The sequence below is a fragment of the Streptomyces sp. NPDC007896 genome (genome assembly GCF_042959425.1).
GTDB lineage: Bacteria > Actinomycetota > Actinomycetes > Streptomycetales > Streptomycetaceae > Streptomyces.
The window spans coordinates 384,784-399,662 of sequence record NZ_JBIBKX010000011.1 but is presented as its reverse complement, the minus strand read 5'-3'; the positions used below and the strand labels follow the sequence as shown (position 1 = coordinate 399,662).

Annotated in this window: 12 protein-coding genes; 4 read left to right on the top strand and 8 right to left on the bottom strand. The window is 72.5% G+C overall.

Annotated features, from left to right (window positions below; translation table 11 throughout):
• Positions 1-55: 55 nt before the first annotated feature.
• Complete coding sequence (locus ACFZDJ_RS33310; protein ID WP_391064322.1) at positions 56-1,270, top strand: sigma factor-like helix-turn-helix DNA-binding protein; 1,215 nt, start codon at positions 56-58, stop codon at positions 1,268-1,270.
• Positions 1,271-1,391: 121 nt separating this feature from the next.
• On the opposite strand, the gene sucD is transcribed toward ACFZDJ_RS33310, so the two are convergent.
• The 7 genes from sucD to ACFZDJ_RS33275 all read right to left on the bottom strand — a co-directional run bounded on the left by sucD (position 1,392) and on the right by ACFZDJ_RS33275 (position 10,925).
• Positions 1,392-2,276: a succinate--CoA ligase subunit alpha gene (sucD, locus tag ACFZDJ_RS33305; RefSeq protein WP_075028438.1), complete on the bottom strand. Its 885-nt coding sequence runs from the start codon at positions 2,274-2,276 to the stop codon at positions 1,392-1,394.
• Between the two features lie 21 nt (positions 2,277-2,297).
• Entirely contained in the window at positions 2,298-3,476 is a 1,179-nt protein-coding gene (gene sucC, locus ACFZDJ_RS33300; RefSeq protein ID WP_101400196.1) for an ADP-forming succinate--CoA ligase subunit beta, read from the bottom strand.
• A 431-nt stretch (positions 3,477-3,907) separates the two neighbouring features.
• Entirely contained in the window at positions 3,908-4,840 is a 933-nt protein-coding gene (locus tag ACFZDJ_RS33295) for a hypothetical protein (protein WP_391064318.1), read from the bottom strand.
• Positions 4,841-4,988: 148 nt separating this feature from the next.
• Positions 4,989-5,948: a hypothetical protein gene (locus tag ACFZDJ_RS33290; RefSeq protein WP_391064315.1), complete on the bottom strand. Its 960-nt coding sequence runs from the start codon at positions 5,946-5,948 to the stop codon at positions 4,989-4,991.
• Positions 5,949-6,100: 152 nt separating this feature from the next.
• Positions 6,101-7,354: a VWA domain-containing protein gene (locus tag ACFZDJ_RS33285; RefSeq protein WP_391064312.1), complete on the bottom strand. Its 1,254-nt coding sequence runs from the start codon at positions 7,352-7,354 to the stop codon at positions 6,101-6,103.
• Positions 7,351-9,750, bottom strand: coding sequence for a DUF5682 family protein (locus ACFZDJ_RS33280; protein ID WP_391064309.1), 2,400 nt, complete (start codon positions 9,748-9,750; stop codon positions 7,351-7,353). Before ACFZDJ_RS33280 ends, ACFZDJ_RS33285 begins: the two co-directional genes overlap by 4 nt.
• On the bottom strand, positions 9,747-10,925 hold the full coding sequence (locus ACFZDJ_RS33275) for an AAA family ATPase (RefSeq protein ID WP_390934791.1): 1,179 nt from the start codon (positions 10,923-10,925) through the stop codon (positions 9,747-9,749). Before ACFZDJ_RS33275 ends, ACFZDJ_RS33280 begins: the two co-directional genes overlap by 4 nt.
• Positions 10,926-11,058: 133 nt before the next feature.
• Between ACFZDJ_RS33275 and ACFZDJ_RS33270 the strand changes: the two genes are divergently transcribed.
• The 3 genes from ACFZDJ_RS33270 to ACFZDJ_RS33260 are packed head-to-tail and all read left to right on the top strand — an operon-like array spanning position 11,059 to position 14,227.
• Positions 11,059-12,414 (top strand): SWIM zinc finger family protein, encoded by a 1,356-nt coding sequence (locus ACFZDJ_RS33270; protein ID WP_391064306.1) that lies wholly within the window; start codon positions 11,059-11,061, stop codon positions 12,412-12,414.
• Complete coding sequence (locus ACFZDJ_RS33265) at positions 12,408-12,599, top strand: hypothetical protein (protein ID WP_391064303.1); 192 nt, start codon at positions 12,408-12,410, stop codon at positions 12,597-12,599. Before ACFZDJ_RS33270 ends, ACFZDJ_RS33265 begins: the two co-directional genes overlap by 7 nt.
• A complete protein-coding gene (locus tag ACFZDJ_RS33260) occupies positions 12,596-14,227 on the top strand; it encodes a DUF5691 domain-containing protein (RefSeq protein WP_391064300.1) in 1,632 nt (543 codons plus the stop codon). Before ACFZDJ_RS33265 ends, ACFZDJ_RS33260 begins: the two co-directional genes overlap by 4 nt.
• 101 nt (positions 14,228-14,328) lie before the next feature.
• Here the strand turns inward: ACFZDJ_RS33260 and ACFZDJ_RS33255 are convergent, their stop codons facing one another.
• Positions 14,329-14,745, bottom strand: coding sequence for a cobalamin B12-binding domain-containing protein (locus tag ACFZDJ_RS33255; RefSeq protein ID WP_067366859.1), 417 nt, complete (start codon positions 14,743-14,745; stop codon positions 14,329-14,331).
• Positions 14,746-14,879 lie beyond the last annotated feature (134 nt).

The following is a 14,879-nucleotide window of genomic DNA, read 5'->3' as shown; positions in this document are numbered from 1 at the left end:
CTCAATATGCAGCTATGTACTTTTTCGTACTAAGGGGCACCCTGTGGGGTCCGACATGACACGCACCCCTGAGACCCCGCTGCCCTCCCCCAAGGAGCGCCGCCGCCTGCGCGAGGCCCAGTCACTGAGCCAGGCCGACGTGGCGGCCGCGGTGGGCGTCACCCGTGCGACGGTGCGCTCGTGGGAGAACGGCAGTACGACGCCGCGCGGCAGCAAACGGGACGCGTACGCACGGCTGCTGACGGGCGCTGAGGAGGTGACCGCCCATCAGGAGAACCCGGCTCCCGCGCTCGTCGGCGCCGCCACCGGCCCCGTACAAGCGTCCCCCGACCACGCCGAAACCCCACCCGAGCCGCCCTCCGAAACCCCACCCGCCTCCGAACTCGGCCCCGAACCCAAACCCGCACTCGGCCCCGAACCCCAACCCGAACTCGCCCCCGGCCCCGAAGCCGAACTCGAACCCCTTTCGGCCCCCCTGACGCCCGATCAGGCCTTCGACGCCCTCTACGCGTTCTGCGCCCCCGCCCTCGTACGGCAGACCTACCTGCTCACCGGGCGGCGCGAACTGGCGCGCGAGTCGGTGGAGCGTGCCTTCCAGCTGGCCTGGCACCGCTGGCCCGAGGTGGCCATGGACCGCGATCCGGCGGGGTGGGTGCGGGCGACGGCGCACGAGTTCGCACTCTCGCCCTGGCACAGGCTGCGCCCCCGGCACCGCAATCCGGAGCCGCCGCCCACCGCCCCCGCGGACCGCGCGCTGCTCGACGTACTCCTGCAGCTGCCGCCCGTGTACCGGCGGACTCTGCTGCTCTACGACGGGGTCGGGCTCGATCTGCCGGAGACCGCGGCCGAGACGGAGGCGAGCACGCCCGCGGCGGCCAACCGGCTGCTGCACGCGCGCGAGGCCGTTGCCAAGCGACTGCCGGAGCTGGCGGAGCCGAAGGCGTTGCACCGGCGACTCGCCGAGGTCGCCTCCGCCGAGCGGCTGCGCGCCGCGAAGCCCACCACGGTCCGCTGGGGCGGCGAGCAGCGCGCCCGGCAGTGGACCCGCGCCGCCATCGCCTTCACGATCGTCCTCATCGGCGCCACGACGCTGACGCTCCGTACGGCCCCGGACCACTACGAACCGCCGCTGGCGCCCGGCGCCTCGGTGCGCGGGGTGCCGCCCCGGGTCGCGCCCGGGCCGCTGTCCGCGGAGGAGCTGGCCCTGCGCGCCAAGCTCAAGGCGGAGACGGCCAGCGGGCCGGAACGGCTTGTTCCGGAACCAGGCTGAGCTGGTTCCGGAGTCAGGCCGAGCGGGGTACGACGACGGACTGAGCCGGGTACGACGACGGGCTCGCACCCCCGTGGGGATGCGAGCCCGTTCAGTCTGGAGAAGGTCCAGCCTGGAGAAGTCAGCCGGCGAGGATCTCGCGGGCCAGCTTCGCCGTCTCGGTCGGCGTCTTGCCGACCTTGACGCCGGCGGCCTCGAGGGCCTCCTTCTTCGCGGCGGCCGTACCGGAGGAGCCGGAGACGATGGCGCCGGCGTGGCCCATGGTCTTGCCCTCGGGCGCGGTGAAGCCGGCGACGTAGCCGACGACCGGCTTCGTCACGTTCTTGGCGATGAAGTCCGCCGCACGCTCCTCGGCGTCGCCGCCGATCTCACCGATCATGACGATCAGGTCGGTGTCGGGGTCGGCCTCGAACGCGGCGAGCGCGTCGATGTGCGTCGTACCGATGATCGGGTCGCCACCGATGCCGACGGCGGACGAGAAGCCGATGTCACGGAGCTCGTACATCATCTGGTACGTCAGCGTGCCGGACTTCGAGACCAGGCCGATGCGGCCCGGCTTCGTGATGTCGCCCGGGATGATGCCGGCGTTCGACTGGCCCGGGGTGATGAGACCGGGGCAGTTCGGGCCGATGATGCGGGTCTTGTTGCCCTTCGACTTCGCGTACGCCCAGAAGGCCGCGGAGTCGTGGACGGCGATGCCCTCGGTGATGACGACCGCGAGGGGGATCTCCGCGTCGATCGCCTCGACGACGGCGGCCTTGGCGAAGGCCGGGGGCACGAAGAGGACGGAGACGTTGGCGCCCGTCTTCTCCATGGCCTCGGCGACCGTGCCGAAGACCGGGATCTCGGTGCCGTCGATGTCGACGGACGTGCCCGCCTTGCGCGGGTTCACGCCACCGACGATGTTCGTGCCGTCGGCCAGCATGAGCTTGGTGTGCTTCATGCCCGTGGCACCGGTCATGCCCTGGACGATGACCTTGCTGTCCTTGTTGAGGAAGATAGCCATGGCGGTTGTTTCCCTCGTCCCTTACTTCGCAGCCGCGAGCTCGGCGGCCTTGTCGGCCGCGCCGTCCATGGTGTCCACGCGCTGGACCAGCGGGTGGTTGGCGTCCGACAGGATCTTGCGGCCCAGCTCGGCGTTGTTGCCGTCCAGACGCACGACCAGCGGCTTGGTGACTTCCTCGCCCTTGTCCTTGAGCAGCTGGAGCGCCTGGACGATGCCGTTGGCGACCTCGTCACAGGCGGTGATGCCACCGAAGACGTTGACGAAGACGGACTTGACGTCCGGGTCGCCGAGGATGATCTCCAGGCCGTTCGCCATGACCGCGGCGGAGGCGCCGCCGCCGATGTCGAGGAAGTTGGCGGGCTTGACGCCGCCGTGGTTCTCACCGGCGTAGGCGACGACGTCGAGGGTGCTCATGACGAGACCCGCGCCGTTGCCGATGATGCCGACCTCGCCGTCGAGCTTGACGTAGTTGAGGTTCTTGGCCTTGGCCGCCGCCTCGAGCGGGTTGGCGGCGGCGTGGTCGACCAGCGCCTCGTGCTCCGGCTGACGGAACTCGGCGTTCTCGTCCAGGGACACCTTGCCGTCGAGCGCGATGACGCGGCCGTCGGCGACCTTGGCGAGCGGGTTGACCTCGACGAGGAGGGCGTCCTCCTTGATGAAGGTGTCCCACAGCGTCACCAGGATCTCGGCGACCTGCTCGGCGACGTCGGCCGGGAACTTCGCCTGGGCGACGATCTCGCGGGCCTTCTCGATCGAGACGCCCTCGTTGGCGTCGACCGGGACCTTCGCGAGGGCGTCGGGGTTCTCCTCCGCGACGACCTCGATCTCCACGCCGCCCTGAACGGACGCCATGGCGAGGAAGGTGCGGTTGGTGCGGTCGAGGAGGTACGAGACGTAGTACTCCTCGGCGATCTCGGGCGCGGTCTCGGCGATCATCACCTTGTGGACCGTGTGGCCCTTGATGTCCATGCCGAGGATGTCCGTCGCGCGGGCGACGGCCTCGTCCGGGGTGGCGGCGAGCTTGACGCCGCCGGCCTTGCCGCGGCCACCGACCTTCACCTGGGCCTTGACGACGGACTTGCCGCCAAGACGCTCGGTCGCCTCGCGGGCTGCCTCAGGCGTGTCAATGACTTCACCGGCCAGCACCGGTACACCGTGCTTGGCGAAGAGGTCCCTCGCCTGGTACTCGAACAGGTCCACGCGCGTCCGTCCCTATCAGTGATCTCGCGGTTCGTTGGATGCGTGGGCGTGCCGCGAAGGGCAACGTGACGTCCGCTGTCACAAGGGTGGCGCACACGATGTCCGAGCGCGCGGCATGTCCGTCTCGCAGGTTATCGCCGCAGGACGTGGGTCCCTAAATCGCAGGTCACACCTGAGCGGTGATACCTGTCACAGATCTGGCCGGGACAGGGCCTCACCAGGCTGGGGTTTGCCTGGTGAGGCCCCTCGAACAGCCCGTGAGGGGCCCGGGGAGGGGGTCCTCACCCCAATGGGGACCCCCCTCCCCATCCGCGGGGTTTCGGTCGGACACAGCCGACGGATTTCGGCCGTCCGGGACCGTGGCCCCGCGGAGTCGGTCGGTGCCCTACAGCGGTACAGCCAGCGGTAGCGCTGTACGGCAGGAGGGACGGTCAGACGCTGTACGTGCCGCCGTACTGGGCGTGGTGCAGATAGCTCGGTGTGACGGACTCGGCCACGCCCTGGACGCCGGTGACCGCGTGTCCCGCGAGCGGGCCGGCCTGGCCGACCACGCCGCCGGCGAACGGCCGCGCGTCGTCCACGACGCCCCCCGCGAAGCCGCGGACATTCCCTTGGACGCCGTAGGCCAGACCGGTGGCGCTGCCCTCGACGCCCGCCACGACCGGCCGCACGCGGTCGACGACCGGCTGTACGGCGCCGACGACACCCTGCGCGAAGGGGTCCACCTGGCCGGTGACGCCGTGCGCGAGGGTGCCCGCGTCGGCCACGACCCCGCCTGCGAGCGGCCGCACACCGCCCACCGCTCCGGACGCCAGAGCGCCCGCGTCCCCTGCCGCCTGCCCGGCGACCGGGACCACTCCGTGCACGGCGGTGGCGGCGACGGGAGGCAGAACGGAGGCGGCGGTGTCGTCGGCGACCTGCGCGACGGCGTGGTGCACGACCGGGGTGACGCCCTGTACGGCGCCGGCCGCGACCGGCGGCAGGGCGGCCGACGTGGTCTCGTCGACGGAGCTCCGGTCCAGCTGCGGCGCGAAGGCCGAGAGCGGGCCGAAGAGGTAGTCGACCTCGTCCTGCGGGGCCGAGGTGTGGGTGACCGTGGGGGCGGTCTTCTCGGTCTGGTGGGTGACGGCGGTCCGGGCGGTGTCCTCGACCGTGGGCACCGTCTTGGCGGCGGTGTCGCCGACCTTGCCGGTCACCGTGCCGGCGGTGTCCGTGGTGGCGGTGTCCGTGTCGCCCACGGTCGCCTCGGGCAGCGACAGCGACGAAGAGGGCAGCTCATCGGCGCTGGCGACGGCGGAGCCGAGCGCCCACGCGCCGGTGACACCAGCGGCTATGACGAGGGAACGGCGGGTGTTCTTGTTCATGTGTACGTCAGATCCTTCGGGTTTCCGAGAGTCCTGGGCTTCCGTCCGGGGACCGAGGAGGGTCCCGACAGGGACCGGAGAGGGTCCGGACGGCGGGCAGACCTGTTCCGCCCCCGCGCGGCAGGTCGACAGCGGGGGAAGGACTGCCCTAGCCGGGGAAGACCGGAATGTCCCGGTGCCTGTCCCGGGTTCCGGCCGCGGTCACCGCCGCGGGAACGCCGGGCACGAGCCGCAGCGGCGCCCGGTGGCTCGGAGTGACGGCATGAGGATCGCCGTGGCGCGGCGTGCCGTTGTCGACGGCAGACTGACCGCCCAGTGCGCCCGTGGGGTCGCCGGGGGGTGCCTGACGGTCGGGCCCCGGCCCCGGCGCCACGCCCCGGCGCTCGCCACGCACGGCGACACCGTCGGTGTCCGTACCGAGGCGGGTGGGGCCGTAGTACGTCGGGCCGACGGGCCCGGCGTACGCATGCCGCACCACCGCGTGCGACGCCGAGGACACGGCCCCCGCACCCGATTGGCGGGGCCCCGCCCCGGCGGACGGAACCTGATACCCCACGCCCAAAAGCGCGGGCGGACCAGGCTGACCGGGCAGCTCCGGCAAGGAAGGCAGGGAAGGCAGGGAAGGCAGGGAGGACCTGGAGGGCAACGAGGGAAGGGACGGCAGGGTTTTCGGCGGAGCCTGGCCCAACTCGCCGGTCACCGTCTCCACGAGATCACCGACCGGCCGTACGACGCTGTCGGCAGCCGGCCGTACGACGTGCCGGACGGTGTCGGTCACACGGGTGACGGTGCCGCCGACCCGAGCGGCGGTGTCCGTGACGTGAGCGTGAGTGACGGTGTCCGTGGCGCGAGTGACAGCCTGGGCCGCCAAGTGCGCCACCGGAAGCGGAGAAGCCGGCTTCGCCACCCGTACCGACGAACTCGCCGGAACCGTCGGCACCAATCCGCCCGCCCCGTCCGCCGCATGCGCCCGCTCCCCGCAGAGGAGCCCGAGTGCGAACAACCCGGTCACCAGCAGTGCCAGTTGCAGCGCACGCCGCCCGGCCGCCGTGCGCGTCAGGCGCAGAGCGGCACCGGCGAAGGGCAGTTCGGCGGCGGGCGGGGTCAAGACGGGGTGATCCTTCATGCGGCGGGAAGAGGCGTCGATCCTCGCACGGGTCTCCTGAGGCCGCGCAAGCCCCCTGTCGCCACTGCTACCGATGGGTAGTCATGTCGGCTTTCCCACACTCCTCACGTCTCCTCACGTCTCCTCACGTCTCCTCACGCGGTGTCCGGTATCGGGAGCGGGCGCTTCTCGATCGCCGCCGCCATCACCTCGGGAAACAGGTCGGGCGTACAGGCGAACGCCGGTGCGCCCAGCGCCGCGAGCGCCGCCGCGTGCTCACGGTCGTACGCGGGCGCCCCTTCGTCGGACAACGCCAGTAGCGTCACGAACTGCACCCCCGACGCCTTCATCGCCGCGACCCGCTTGAGCATCTCGTTGCGTATGCCTCCTTCGTAGAGGTCGCTGATGAGCACGACCACCGTGTCGGCGGGCCGGGTGATCTGCGACTGGCAGTACGCGAGCGCCCTGTTGATGTCCGTACCGCCGCCCAGCTGGGTGCCGAAGAGGACGTCGACCGGGTCGTCGAGCTGGTCGGTCAGATCGACGACGACCGTGTCGAAGACGACGAGCCGGGTGGCGATGGACCGCATCGACGCGAGGACGGCGCCGAACACGGAGGCGTAGACGACGGACGCCGCCATGGATCCCGACTGGTCGATACAGAGGATGACCTCCTTCTTCACGGACTGCGAGGCACGCCCGTAGCCGATCAGCCGTTCGGGCACGATCGTGCGGTACTCGGGCAGGTAGTGCTTCAGGTTCGCCGCGATCGTGCGGTTCCAGTCGATGTCCTGGTGACGGGGTCTGCTGATGCGCGTACTGCGGTCGAGGGCGCCGGTGAGAGTCGCCCGCGTGCGGCTCGCGAGCCGCTTCTCGAGATCCTCGACGACCTTGCGCACGACGGCCCGCGCCGTTTCCTTCGTCGTCTCCGGCATGGCCTTGTTGAGGGAGAGCAGCGTGCCGACCAGGTGCACGTCGGCCTCGACCGCTTCCAGCATCTCGGGCTCCAGCAGGAGGGTGGACAGCCCGAGCCGGTCGATGGCGTCCCGTTGCATGACCTGCACGACGGACGAGGGGAAGTACGTCCGGATGTCCCCGAGCCAGCGCGCGACCGACGGCGCCGACGCCCCGAGCCCCGCCGAACGGTCCCGCCCGGACCGCCCCTTGCCGCCCTTCCCGTACAACGCGGTGAGCGCCCCGTCCATCGCCGCGTCCTGCCCCGCGAGCACGCATCCGGTGCCGTCCGCCTCCTCACCCCCGAGCACAAGCCGCCACCGCCGCAGCCGCTCGCCGGCGACTTCGGCGGCTTCCGCGACTTCCGCGGGTCCGGCGACTTCGGCGGGTCCGGCGACTTCGGCGACTTCGGCAGGTCCGGCCGACCCGGCCGCTTCCACAGGTGCCGCTGTCATCGGGCCACCCCCGCAAAGTCGTCGTCGTAGGACTCGTCCAGCCCCAGCAGCAGGCTCAGCACCGGCAGGACCGCGTCGGCGCGCTCGAGGTCGAGGTCGGGGGCGAATCCGGGTATGCCGGAGACGGCGGCCTCGGCGCTCCCCCGCGCCCCCGGGCCGCGCCGGACCAGCTCACCCAGCGTTCTGCGCACCCCTGCCTCGTACGCCGAGAACGTGCGCCGCAGCAGCGGCAGCACATCGGTGAACGCCTCCGCCGGCACCCCGGTCAGCCACGCGTCCACCAGCCCGAGCAGCCGCTCGTCGTGCACGAGCAGCATCCCGCCCCCGGAGCCACCGCCGACGAACCCCTCGATCCACGCGGCCGCGTCCCCCGGCTCCGTACCCGGCGACAGGACGAGACCCATGAGCCGCGCGGCCTCGTCCTGCCCCAACTCCCCGTCGTCCAGCAGCAGTCGTACCGCTCGCCCACGGATCACCCCCGGCACGGTGTCCCGGCCGGCCAGCACCCGGAGTACGGAGTGCCAGCGCTCACGCATCCCGCCGGAGGCCGGCGTGCCCGGCTCCCCCAGCAACCCCACCGCGCCGTGCACCGCGTCCACATGGCCTCGCATGTGCTCGGCGGCCTCGGCGTCGAGGGCCACGCAGGCCGGTGGGAACCCGACGAAGATCCGCTCGGCGAGACCCACGGCGACGTCCGTGAGGGCGCGTGTGTCCGTGTCGCGCACATCGCCGTACCGCAGGGAGCGGACCAGCGCGGGCAGAGCCTGGGCGAGGTGGCCGACATCCGCGTCCAGCGCGGCCCGGTCGGCGAGGACCCTCATCACCACGGGCAGCGCGTCCGGGAGTTCGGCGAGCAGACAGCGCTCGGCCAGTGCCGTGACGTCGGCCAGGGCGTGCGCGGCGACGGCGTCCGCTTCGGCCTTGCCGGTCGCCGCCGACAGCACCGTCGTGCCCCAGACCCCGGCCTCGGCGACCCGCACGGACAGCTCCGGCTCCCAGCGCAGCCGCCAGGTCTCCCGGAAGGTGCCGGTGCTGCCGCGCGAGGCGGTGGGCTCCCCCCACGCGATGCCGAGCAGCCGCAGCCGGTGCAGGAGTCTGCTCCGCCCGGCGTCGGTCTCTCCCCGCAGATCCAGCTCCAACTCCCGCTCCATCGGCTCGGGTTTGAGCCGCAACCGCTTCTGCGCACGCGCGAGATCGCGCTGCAACGGCACCGCGGGAGCGGACTGAGGCACCTCGCCCAGCACATCGCCGACCACGAGCCGGTCGTGCACGAGCCCCAGTGGCACGTCCGAGCCCTCGCACATCACCGCCCGTACGGCATCGGTGGTCTCGGTCAGCCCGGGCAGTGGGCGACCACGCATGGCGGCGAGCGTGTCGGCCAGCCGTACCGCCTCGATGACGTGCGCGGACGACACCATCCGGTCCTCGTCGCGCAGCAGCCTCGCCACCTTCGTCATCCAGCGCTCGACGGGACGGTCCGGGGCGGCGAACAGATGCCCGTACCAACCCGGTGAGTCGATGCCCGCGCCGTACCCGCTGACCCGCGACAGCCTCCGGTGCGTCCACGGCACCCACGTCATGTCGGCCTTGGCCCTGGGGAGCCCCTTGAGCAGCGCCCGGTCGGCGGCCACGGTCGTCTTCTGCCGCAGCGCGGGCACGTGCCAGGCCCCGCACACCACGGCCACCTCGTCCCCGAACTCACGCTGCGCCGCCCGCATCTGGAGCCGCATGTACGCCTCGCGCACCAGGTCCCGGTCGTGTCCCCCGACTCCGTAGGCCTCCCGCAGTGCCCCCATCGCCTCCTCCAGCGCGGTGAACGGCGCGAACGGGTCGGCCCCGCTCCCCGCCCCGTCCCGGTGCTCGACCACGTCCTCCCACCAGCGCTCGGGATCGTCGTAACCGGCCGTCTCCGCGAGGACTGCGAGGGGGTCGATCCGCACGTCCGCGACGACGGAACGGTCGGATACACCGGCCTCCTTCTCCCCCTTCTCTCCCTTCTCCCCTTTCTCTCCTTGCCCCTTCTCCTTCTCCTCCTCCGCCGCCTCCTTCTCCTCTTCCCTCCCCCACGCCAGCGTGTGGGTCGCCGGGAGGTCGATGAAGCGGGCCTGGACCCCGTGCTCCAGGGCCCACCGGATCGCCACCCACTCGGGGGAGAACTCGGCGAGCGGCCAGAAGGCGGAGTGGCCGGGCTCGTCCACGACATGGGCGAGGAGTGCGACGGGAGGACGCATGTCCTTCTCGGCGGCGAGCGGGATGAGCGCGTCCGCCTCCGGGGGTCCCTCGATCAGTACAACCTCGGGCGTCGCCGCCTCCAGCGCGGCCCGCACGGCGCGGGCCGACCCCGGGCCGTGATGCCGCACCCCCAGCAGCAACGGCCCCGCTGTGAAGGTCGTCATGCGCTCACCTCCCGGCAGGCCCGATAGAAGTCCTTCCAGCCGTCCCGCTCGCGGACGACCGCCTCCAGGTACTCCTGCCAGATGACCCGGTCGGCGGCCGGATCGCGGACGACGGCGCCGAGGATGCCGGCCGCCACGTCGGACGCGCGCAGGATGCCGTCGCCGAAGTGGGCGGCGAGGGCCAGGCCGCCCGTGACGACCGAGATCGCCTCGGCGGTGGACAGCGTGCCGCTGGGCGACTTCAGCTTTGTCCGCCCGTCGGCCGTGACCCCGTCGCGCAGCTCGCGGAAGACGGTGACGACACGGCGGATCTCGTCGATGCCCTCGGGCACGGCGGGCAGGTCGAGGGAGCGGCCGATCTGGTCCACACGCCGCGAGACGATGTCGACCTCGGCGTCCGCGCTCTCCGGCAGGGGCAGCACCACCGTGTTGAAGCGGCGGCGCAGGGCGCTGGACAGCTCGTTCACCCCGCGGTCGCGGTCGTTGGCGGTGGCGATCAGGTTGAAGCCGCGGACGGCCTGCACCTCCTGGCCCAACTCCGGTATCGGCAGGACCTTTTCCGACAGGATCGTGATCAACGTGTCCTGTACGTCCGCCGGGATACGGGTCAGCTCCTCCACCCGGGCCGTCATGCCCTCGGCCATGGCGCGCATGACCGGGCTCGGCACGAGCGCGTCCCGGCTGGGGCCGTGGGCCAGCAGCTGCGCGTAGTTCCAGCCGTACCGGATCGCCTCCTCCGGTGTGCCGGCCGTGCCCTGCACCAGCAGGGTCGAGTCGCCGCTGACCGCCGCGGCCAGGTGCTCGGACACCCAGGTCTTCGCGGTGCCGGGCACGCCGAGCAGGAGCAGGGCGCGGTCGGTGGCGAGCGTGGTGACGGCGACCTCGACGATGCGGCGCGGTCCCACGTACTTCGGTGTGATCACCGTGCCGTCCGGCAGCGTGCCGCCCAGCAGATAGGTCGCCACCGCCCAGGGCGACAGCCGCCAGCGGACGGGCCGCGGCCGGTCGTCCTGCGCGGCCAGCGCGGCGAGTTCGGCGGCGAAGGCGTGCTCGGCATGTGGTCGCAGCACCTCGCCCGCGCTCTCGCGCACGCTTGCGCTCACACCTTCGCCCAGGCCCTCGCTCACGGGCGGACGGACGGTCGTCGGTTCAACGGACTCAACGGGCACGGACATGACTCGCTCCCCCTCCGGCTCGGCCGGTTCGGATCTGGTTCCACCGTGCACCACGCCACTGACAATGCGCTCTGACCTGCGTAAATACTCTCGCGAAGGTCGATTGTCAGTGGCGGGACCTACCTTCGATGACATGACTCAGCAGGGGGTGCGCTGGACGGCGGATCAGGTGCTGGCACTGGCGCCTGATGCCGCGTCACGTACGGCCGGCAGCAAGCTCGGCGCGGCCGGGCCGTGGTCGGAGGCAGGCAGTTCTGACGAGGGGACGGTATGGGGACTGTGCAGGGGAAGCGGCAGCAGGCCTTATCAGACGGTCATCGACATCGCGGACTCCACCGGGCCCGCGTACAAGTGCAGTTGCCCGAGCCGGAAGTTCCCGTGCAAGCACGCGCTGGGACTGCTGCTGCTCTGGGCGGGCGAGGACGGTTCGGTGTCGCGGGGGCCGGCGCCGGACTGGGCGGAGCAGTGGATAGAGGGGAGACGAGAGCGAGCGGGGGAGACGGGGACGACGGGCGGGGCATCTGGGACGGCGTCACCGGGCGATCCGGAGGCGGCGCGGCGCAGGGCGCAGCGGCGGGCCGAGCGGATCACCGCGGGGGCGGCGGAGCTGGAGCAGCGGTTGGCGGACCTGCTGCGGGGCGGCCTCGCGTCGGCCGAGCAGGCGGGGTACGGGATGTGGGAGGAGACGGCGGCCCGCATGGTCGACGCGCAGGCGCCCGGACTGGCCGCGCGGGTCAGGGAGTTGGGGGCGATTCCCTCCTCCGGACCCGGCTGGCCGGTGCGGCTGCTGGAGGAATGCGCGCTGCTCCATCTCCTCGACCAGGGCTGGCTGCGCCGTGAGCGGCTGCCGGACGACCTGGCCGCGACGGTTCGCTCGCGGGTGGGGCTGCCCGGTTCGGCGGACGGGCCGCCGGTGCGGGACCGCTGGCTGGTCCTCGCCCAGTACGACACGGCGGACACCCGGCTCACGACCCGCAGGATCTGGCTCCACGGCGCGGAGACCGACCGCACCGTGCTGCTCCTCTCCTATGGGGCCGCCGGCCGCGCGCCCGAGCTGACGCTGCCGGTGGGGCTGGCCTTCGAGGCGGAGGTGTCCGCGTATCCGGGCGCCGGACAGCTCCGAGCGGCCCTGGGCGAGCGGTTCACGCCGCCCGCCCCCGCGCGGACACGTCCACCGGGGCTGACCACCCCGCAGGCGGCGGCCCGCTTCGGCGAGGCCCTGCGGGCCGACCCCTGGCTCGACTCCCAGCCGGTCACACTGGCCCGGGTGATACCCACCCCCGTCGACGACACCTGGCAACTGGCGGACGCCGAGGGCTACTTCGGACTCCCGATCGCCCCTTCCCTACTCTCCCGACCCGGCCTGTGGCGCCTCGCCGCCCTCTCCGGCGGCGCCCCCGTCACGGTCTTCGGAGAGTGCGGCCACCAAGGCTTCACCCCCCTGACGGCCTGGCCGGAGGGCGACGGAAAGCCGGTGTCACTGTGCTGACCACCGGCACGACCCGCACCGCCGACACCGCCCGCACGACCCGCACCATCGGCACCGCTCACACCATCAGCATCACCGGCACCACCCAGACCACCGAGACCACCCACACCACCCGCCCGACCTCCGTCGCCCGCATCACCACTTCCGTTCTCACCAGCGCCTCCCCACGGAAAGGACGCTCATGAACACGACCTCCGCTTCCGCGGGCGCGCCCGTCGGGGGTTCCTGGGAAGAGCTCGTCACGATGGCCCTGCTCGGGACCGAGCGGCGCCCGCCTCCGGCCTGGGCCGCCGGGCGCGAGGCGCCGGTGGCCCTGCTGGACGCGGCCGCTGTGGAAACCCTGCGCCGGCGGGCCGGGGTGCGGGCCGCGCGGGCGGCCGCCCGTCCCGAGCCCGCCGCGCCCGACCCACGACCGGCCCTCCCGTCCGCCGCGGCCCGCCGACTCGCGACGCTGCTGGCGGACCGGCCCGGCACGGGAGGCGGTGGCCGCAGGGGCACGGCACCCGACCTCATGGAGCTGCTGCCGCAGTGGCTCGCGCTGGCGAACGCGCGGGGTTTCGCGCCGCCCCCGGAGACACTGCCCGCGCTCCTCGACGCGGCCCGGGGCCGTACGGACCTGCGGCCGGCGGCCCTGGCCTTCGCGGGGCCGCGCGCCCTGTGGCTCGCCCGGCTGAACCCGGAGTGGCGCTTCGCCCTGCGTTCGCTGCCCGGCGGCGGCACCGCGCTGCCCGGCCCAGAGGACCCCGGGCGCGCGCAACAGCTCTGGCAGGAGGGACTCTTCGCCGAGCGGGTCGCACTGCTCACATCGATACGGGCCCAGGACCCCAGGGCCGCGCGCGAGCTGCTCGCCACCACCTGGGCGACCGAGCGGGCCGAGGACCGGCTGATGTTCCTCGACTCCTTGCGCTCCGGACTGTGCGCGGCGGACGAGCCGTTCCTGGAGCGGGCGCTCGCCGACCGGAGCCGCAACGTCCGGGCCACGGCGGCGGAACTGCTGTCCGCACTGCCCGGTTCGGCGCTCGCCGCGCGGATGGGGGCGCGGGCCGGCTCGTGCGTGGCCGTCGACCGGACGCGGGGCACACCCTCGATCGTCGTCGAGGCGCCGCACGAGTGCGACGCGAGCATGGAGCGCGACGGTGTTGTACCGAAAGCTCCGGCGGGACGAGGGGAACGGTCGTGGTGGCTGGGCCAGTTGGTCGAAGCAGCGCCGCTCGGGACATGGTCGCGACGGCTCGGCGGACGTACGCCGGAGGAGATCGTGGTGCTTCCGGTGACGGACGACTGGCAGAGCGAGCTGCATGCCGCGTGGTGCCGGGCGGCGGTACGGCAGCGGGACCCGGGCTGGGCCCGGGCGCTCCTCGGCGCGCCGTCGGCTCCGGAGGCCGGCGGGCCGGGGGCGGTGTCACTGGCGGAGCGGTCGAAACTGCTCGCCACGTTGGGCTCCGCCGAGCGGGCCGAGTGGGTGGCCGGGTTCATCGCCACGCACGGGTTGTCCGAGGCGTTCCAGCTGCTCGGGGTCTGCGCGGTGCCGTGGGCGGGGCCCCTGGGACGGGCTGTGGTCGACGCGCTCAATATCGCGCGGGACGCGGGGAGTTATCCATGGAGCTTCAGTGGGGTGATGGGGCTGGCCGAGCGGTGCCTGGATCCGGCGGAGGCGGGGCGACTGGAGGGGCTCACGGCAGTCGCCGACGAGCCGGAGAACGCGGCGCCCGGCGCCGGTGGTTACTGGGCGGAGGCCTTCCAACGCCTCGTCACCACACTGCGTCTGCGCGCGGTGATGTCCTCGGAGCTGGATGGTGCGGGCCCGCGCTGACAGGAGCGCCCCTCGATGGGCGCGGGGAACTGTGCGACCAGCCCCCACCCACCCGCAGCCGCCCTACGAGCCATGGGGACCGCTCCCCCGCAGGAGAGGCGCTACGCGCCCGCCGGCTGGCGCACGTTCGCCCGGACCCACTCCACGATCGACGCGGTCGTCGCGCCCGGCGTGAAGATCTCGGCGACGCCCTTCTCCTTGAGCGGCGCGATGTCCGCCTCGGGAATGATCCCGCCGCCGAAGACCTTGATGTCCTCCGCGTCGCGCTCCTTGAGGAGATCGATGACGGCGGCGAACAGTGTGTTGTGGGCACCGGAGAGGATCGAGAGGCCGATCGCGTCGGCGTCCTCCTGGATCGCGGTGTCGACGATCTGCTCCGGGGTCTGGTGGAGCCCGGTGTAGATGACCTCCATACCGGCGTCGCGCAGCGCCCGCGCGATCACCTTGGCCCCGCGATCGTGGCCGTCGAGCCCCGGCTTGGCCACCACCACGCGGATCGGACCGGCTGCCACACCCATCACTGCCTCCATGAACGGACTTCATCGACCGCCCCGCGCCGCACCGGCGGGGGAAGTGAACGAACGTTATCGTCAGATCCGTGCAAACCGCAGTTTCCCGCTGAAGACCGAGGGGGAAATCACACGGTGGGACA

Coding starts and splice junctions, on each gene's coding strand:
- ACFZDJ_RS33260 (WP_391064300.1), top strand. CDS start 12,596: ATGAACACGACCTCCGCTTCCGCGGGCGCGCCCGTCGGGGGTTCCTGG.
- ACFZDJ_RS33255 (WP_067366859.1), bottom strand. CDS start 14,745: ATGGGTGTGGCAGCCGGTCCGATCCGCGTGGTGGTGGCCAAGCCGGGG.
- ACFZDJ_RS33310 (WP_391064322.1), top strand. CDS start 56: ATGACACGCACCCCTGAGACCCCGCTGCCCTCCCCCAAGGAGCGCCGC.
- ACFZDJ_RS33270 (WP_391064306.1), top strand. CDS start 11,059: ATGACTCAGCAGGGGGTGCGCTGGACGGCGGATCAGGTGCTGGCACTG.
- ACFZDJ_RS33280 (WP_391064309.1), bottom strand. CDS start 9,750: ATGACGACCTTCACAGCGGGGCCGTTGCTGCTGGGGGTGCGGCATCAC.
- sucD (WP_075028438.1), bottom strand. CDS start 2,276: ATGGCTATCTTCCTCAACAAGGACAGCAAGGTCATCGTCCAGGGCATG.
- ACFZDJ_RS33275 (WP_390934791.1), bottom strand. CDS start 10,925: ATGTCCGTGCCCGTTGAGTCCGTTGAACCGACGACCGTCCGTCCGCCC.
- ACFZDJ_RS33285 (WP_391064312.1), bottom strand. CDS start 7,354: ATGACAGCGGCACCTGTGGAAGCGGCCGGGTCGGCCGGACCTGCCGAA.
- ACFZDJ_RS33295 (WP_391064318.1), bottom strand. CDS start 4,840: ATGAACAAGAACACCCGCCGTTCCCTCGTCATAGCCGCTGGTGTCACC.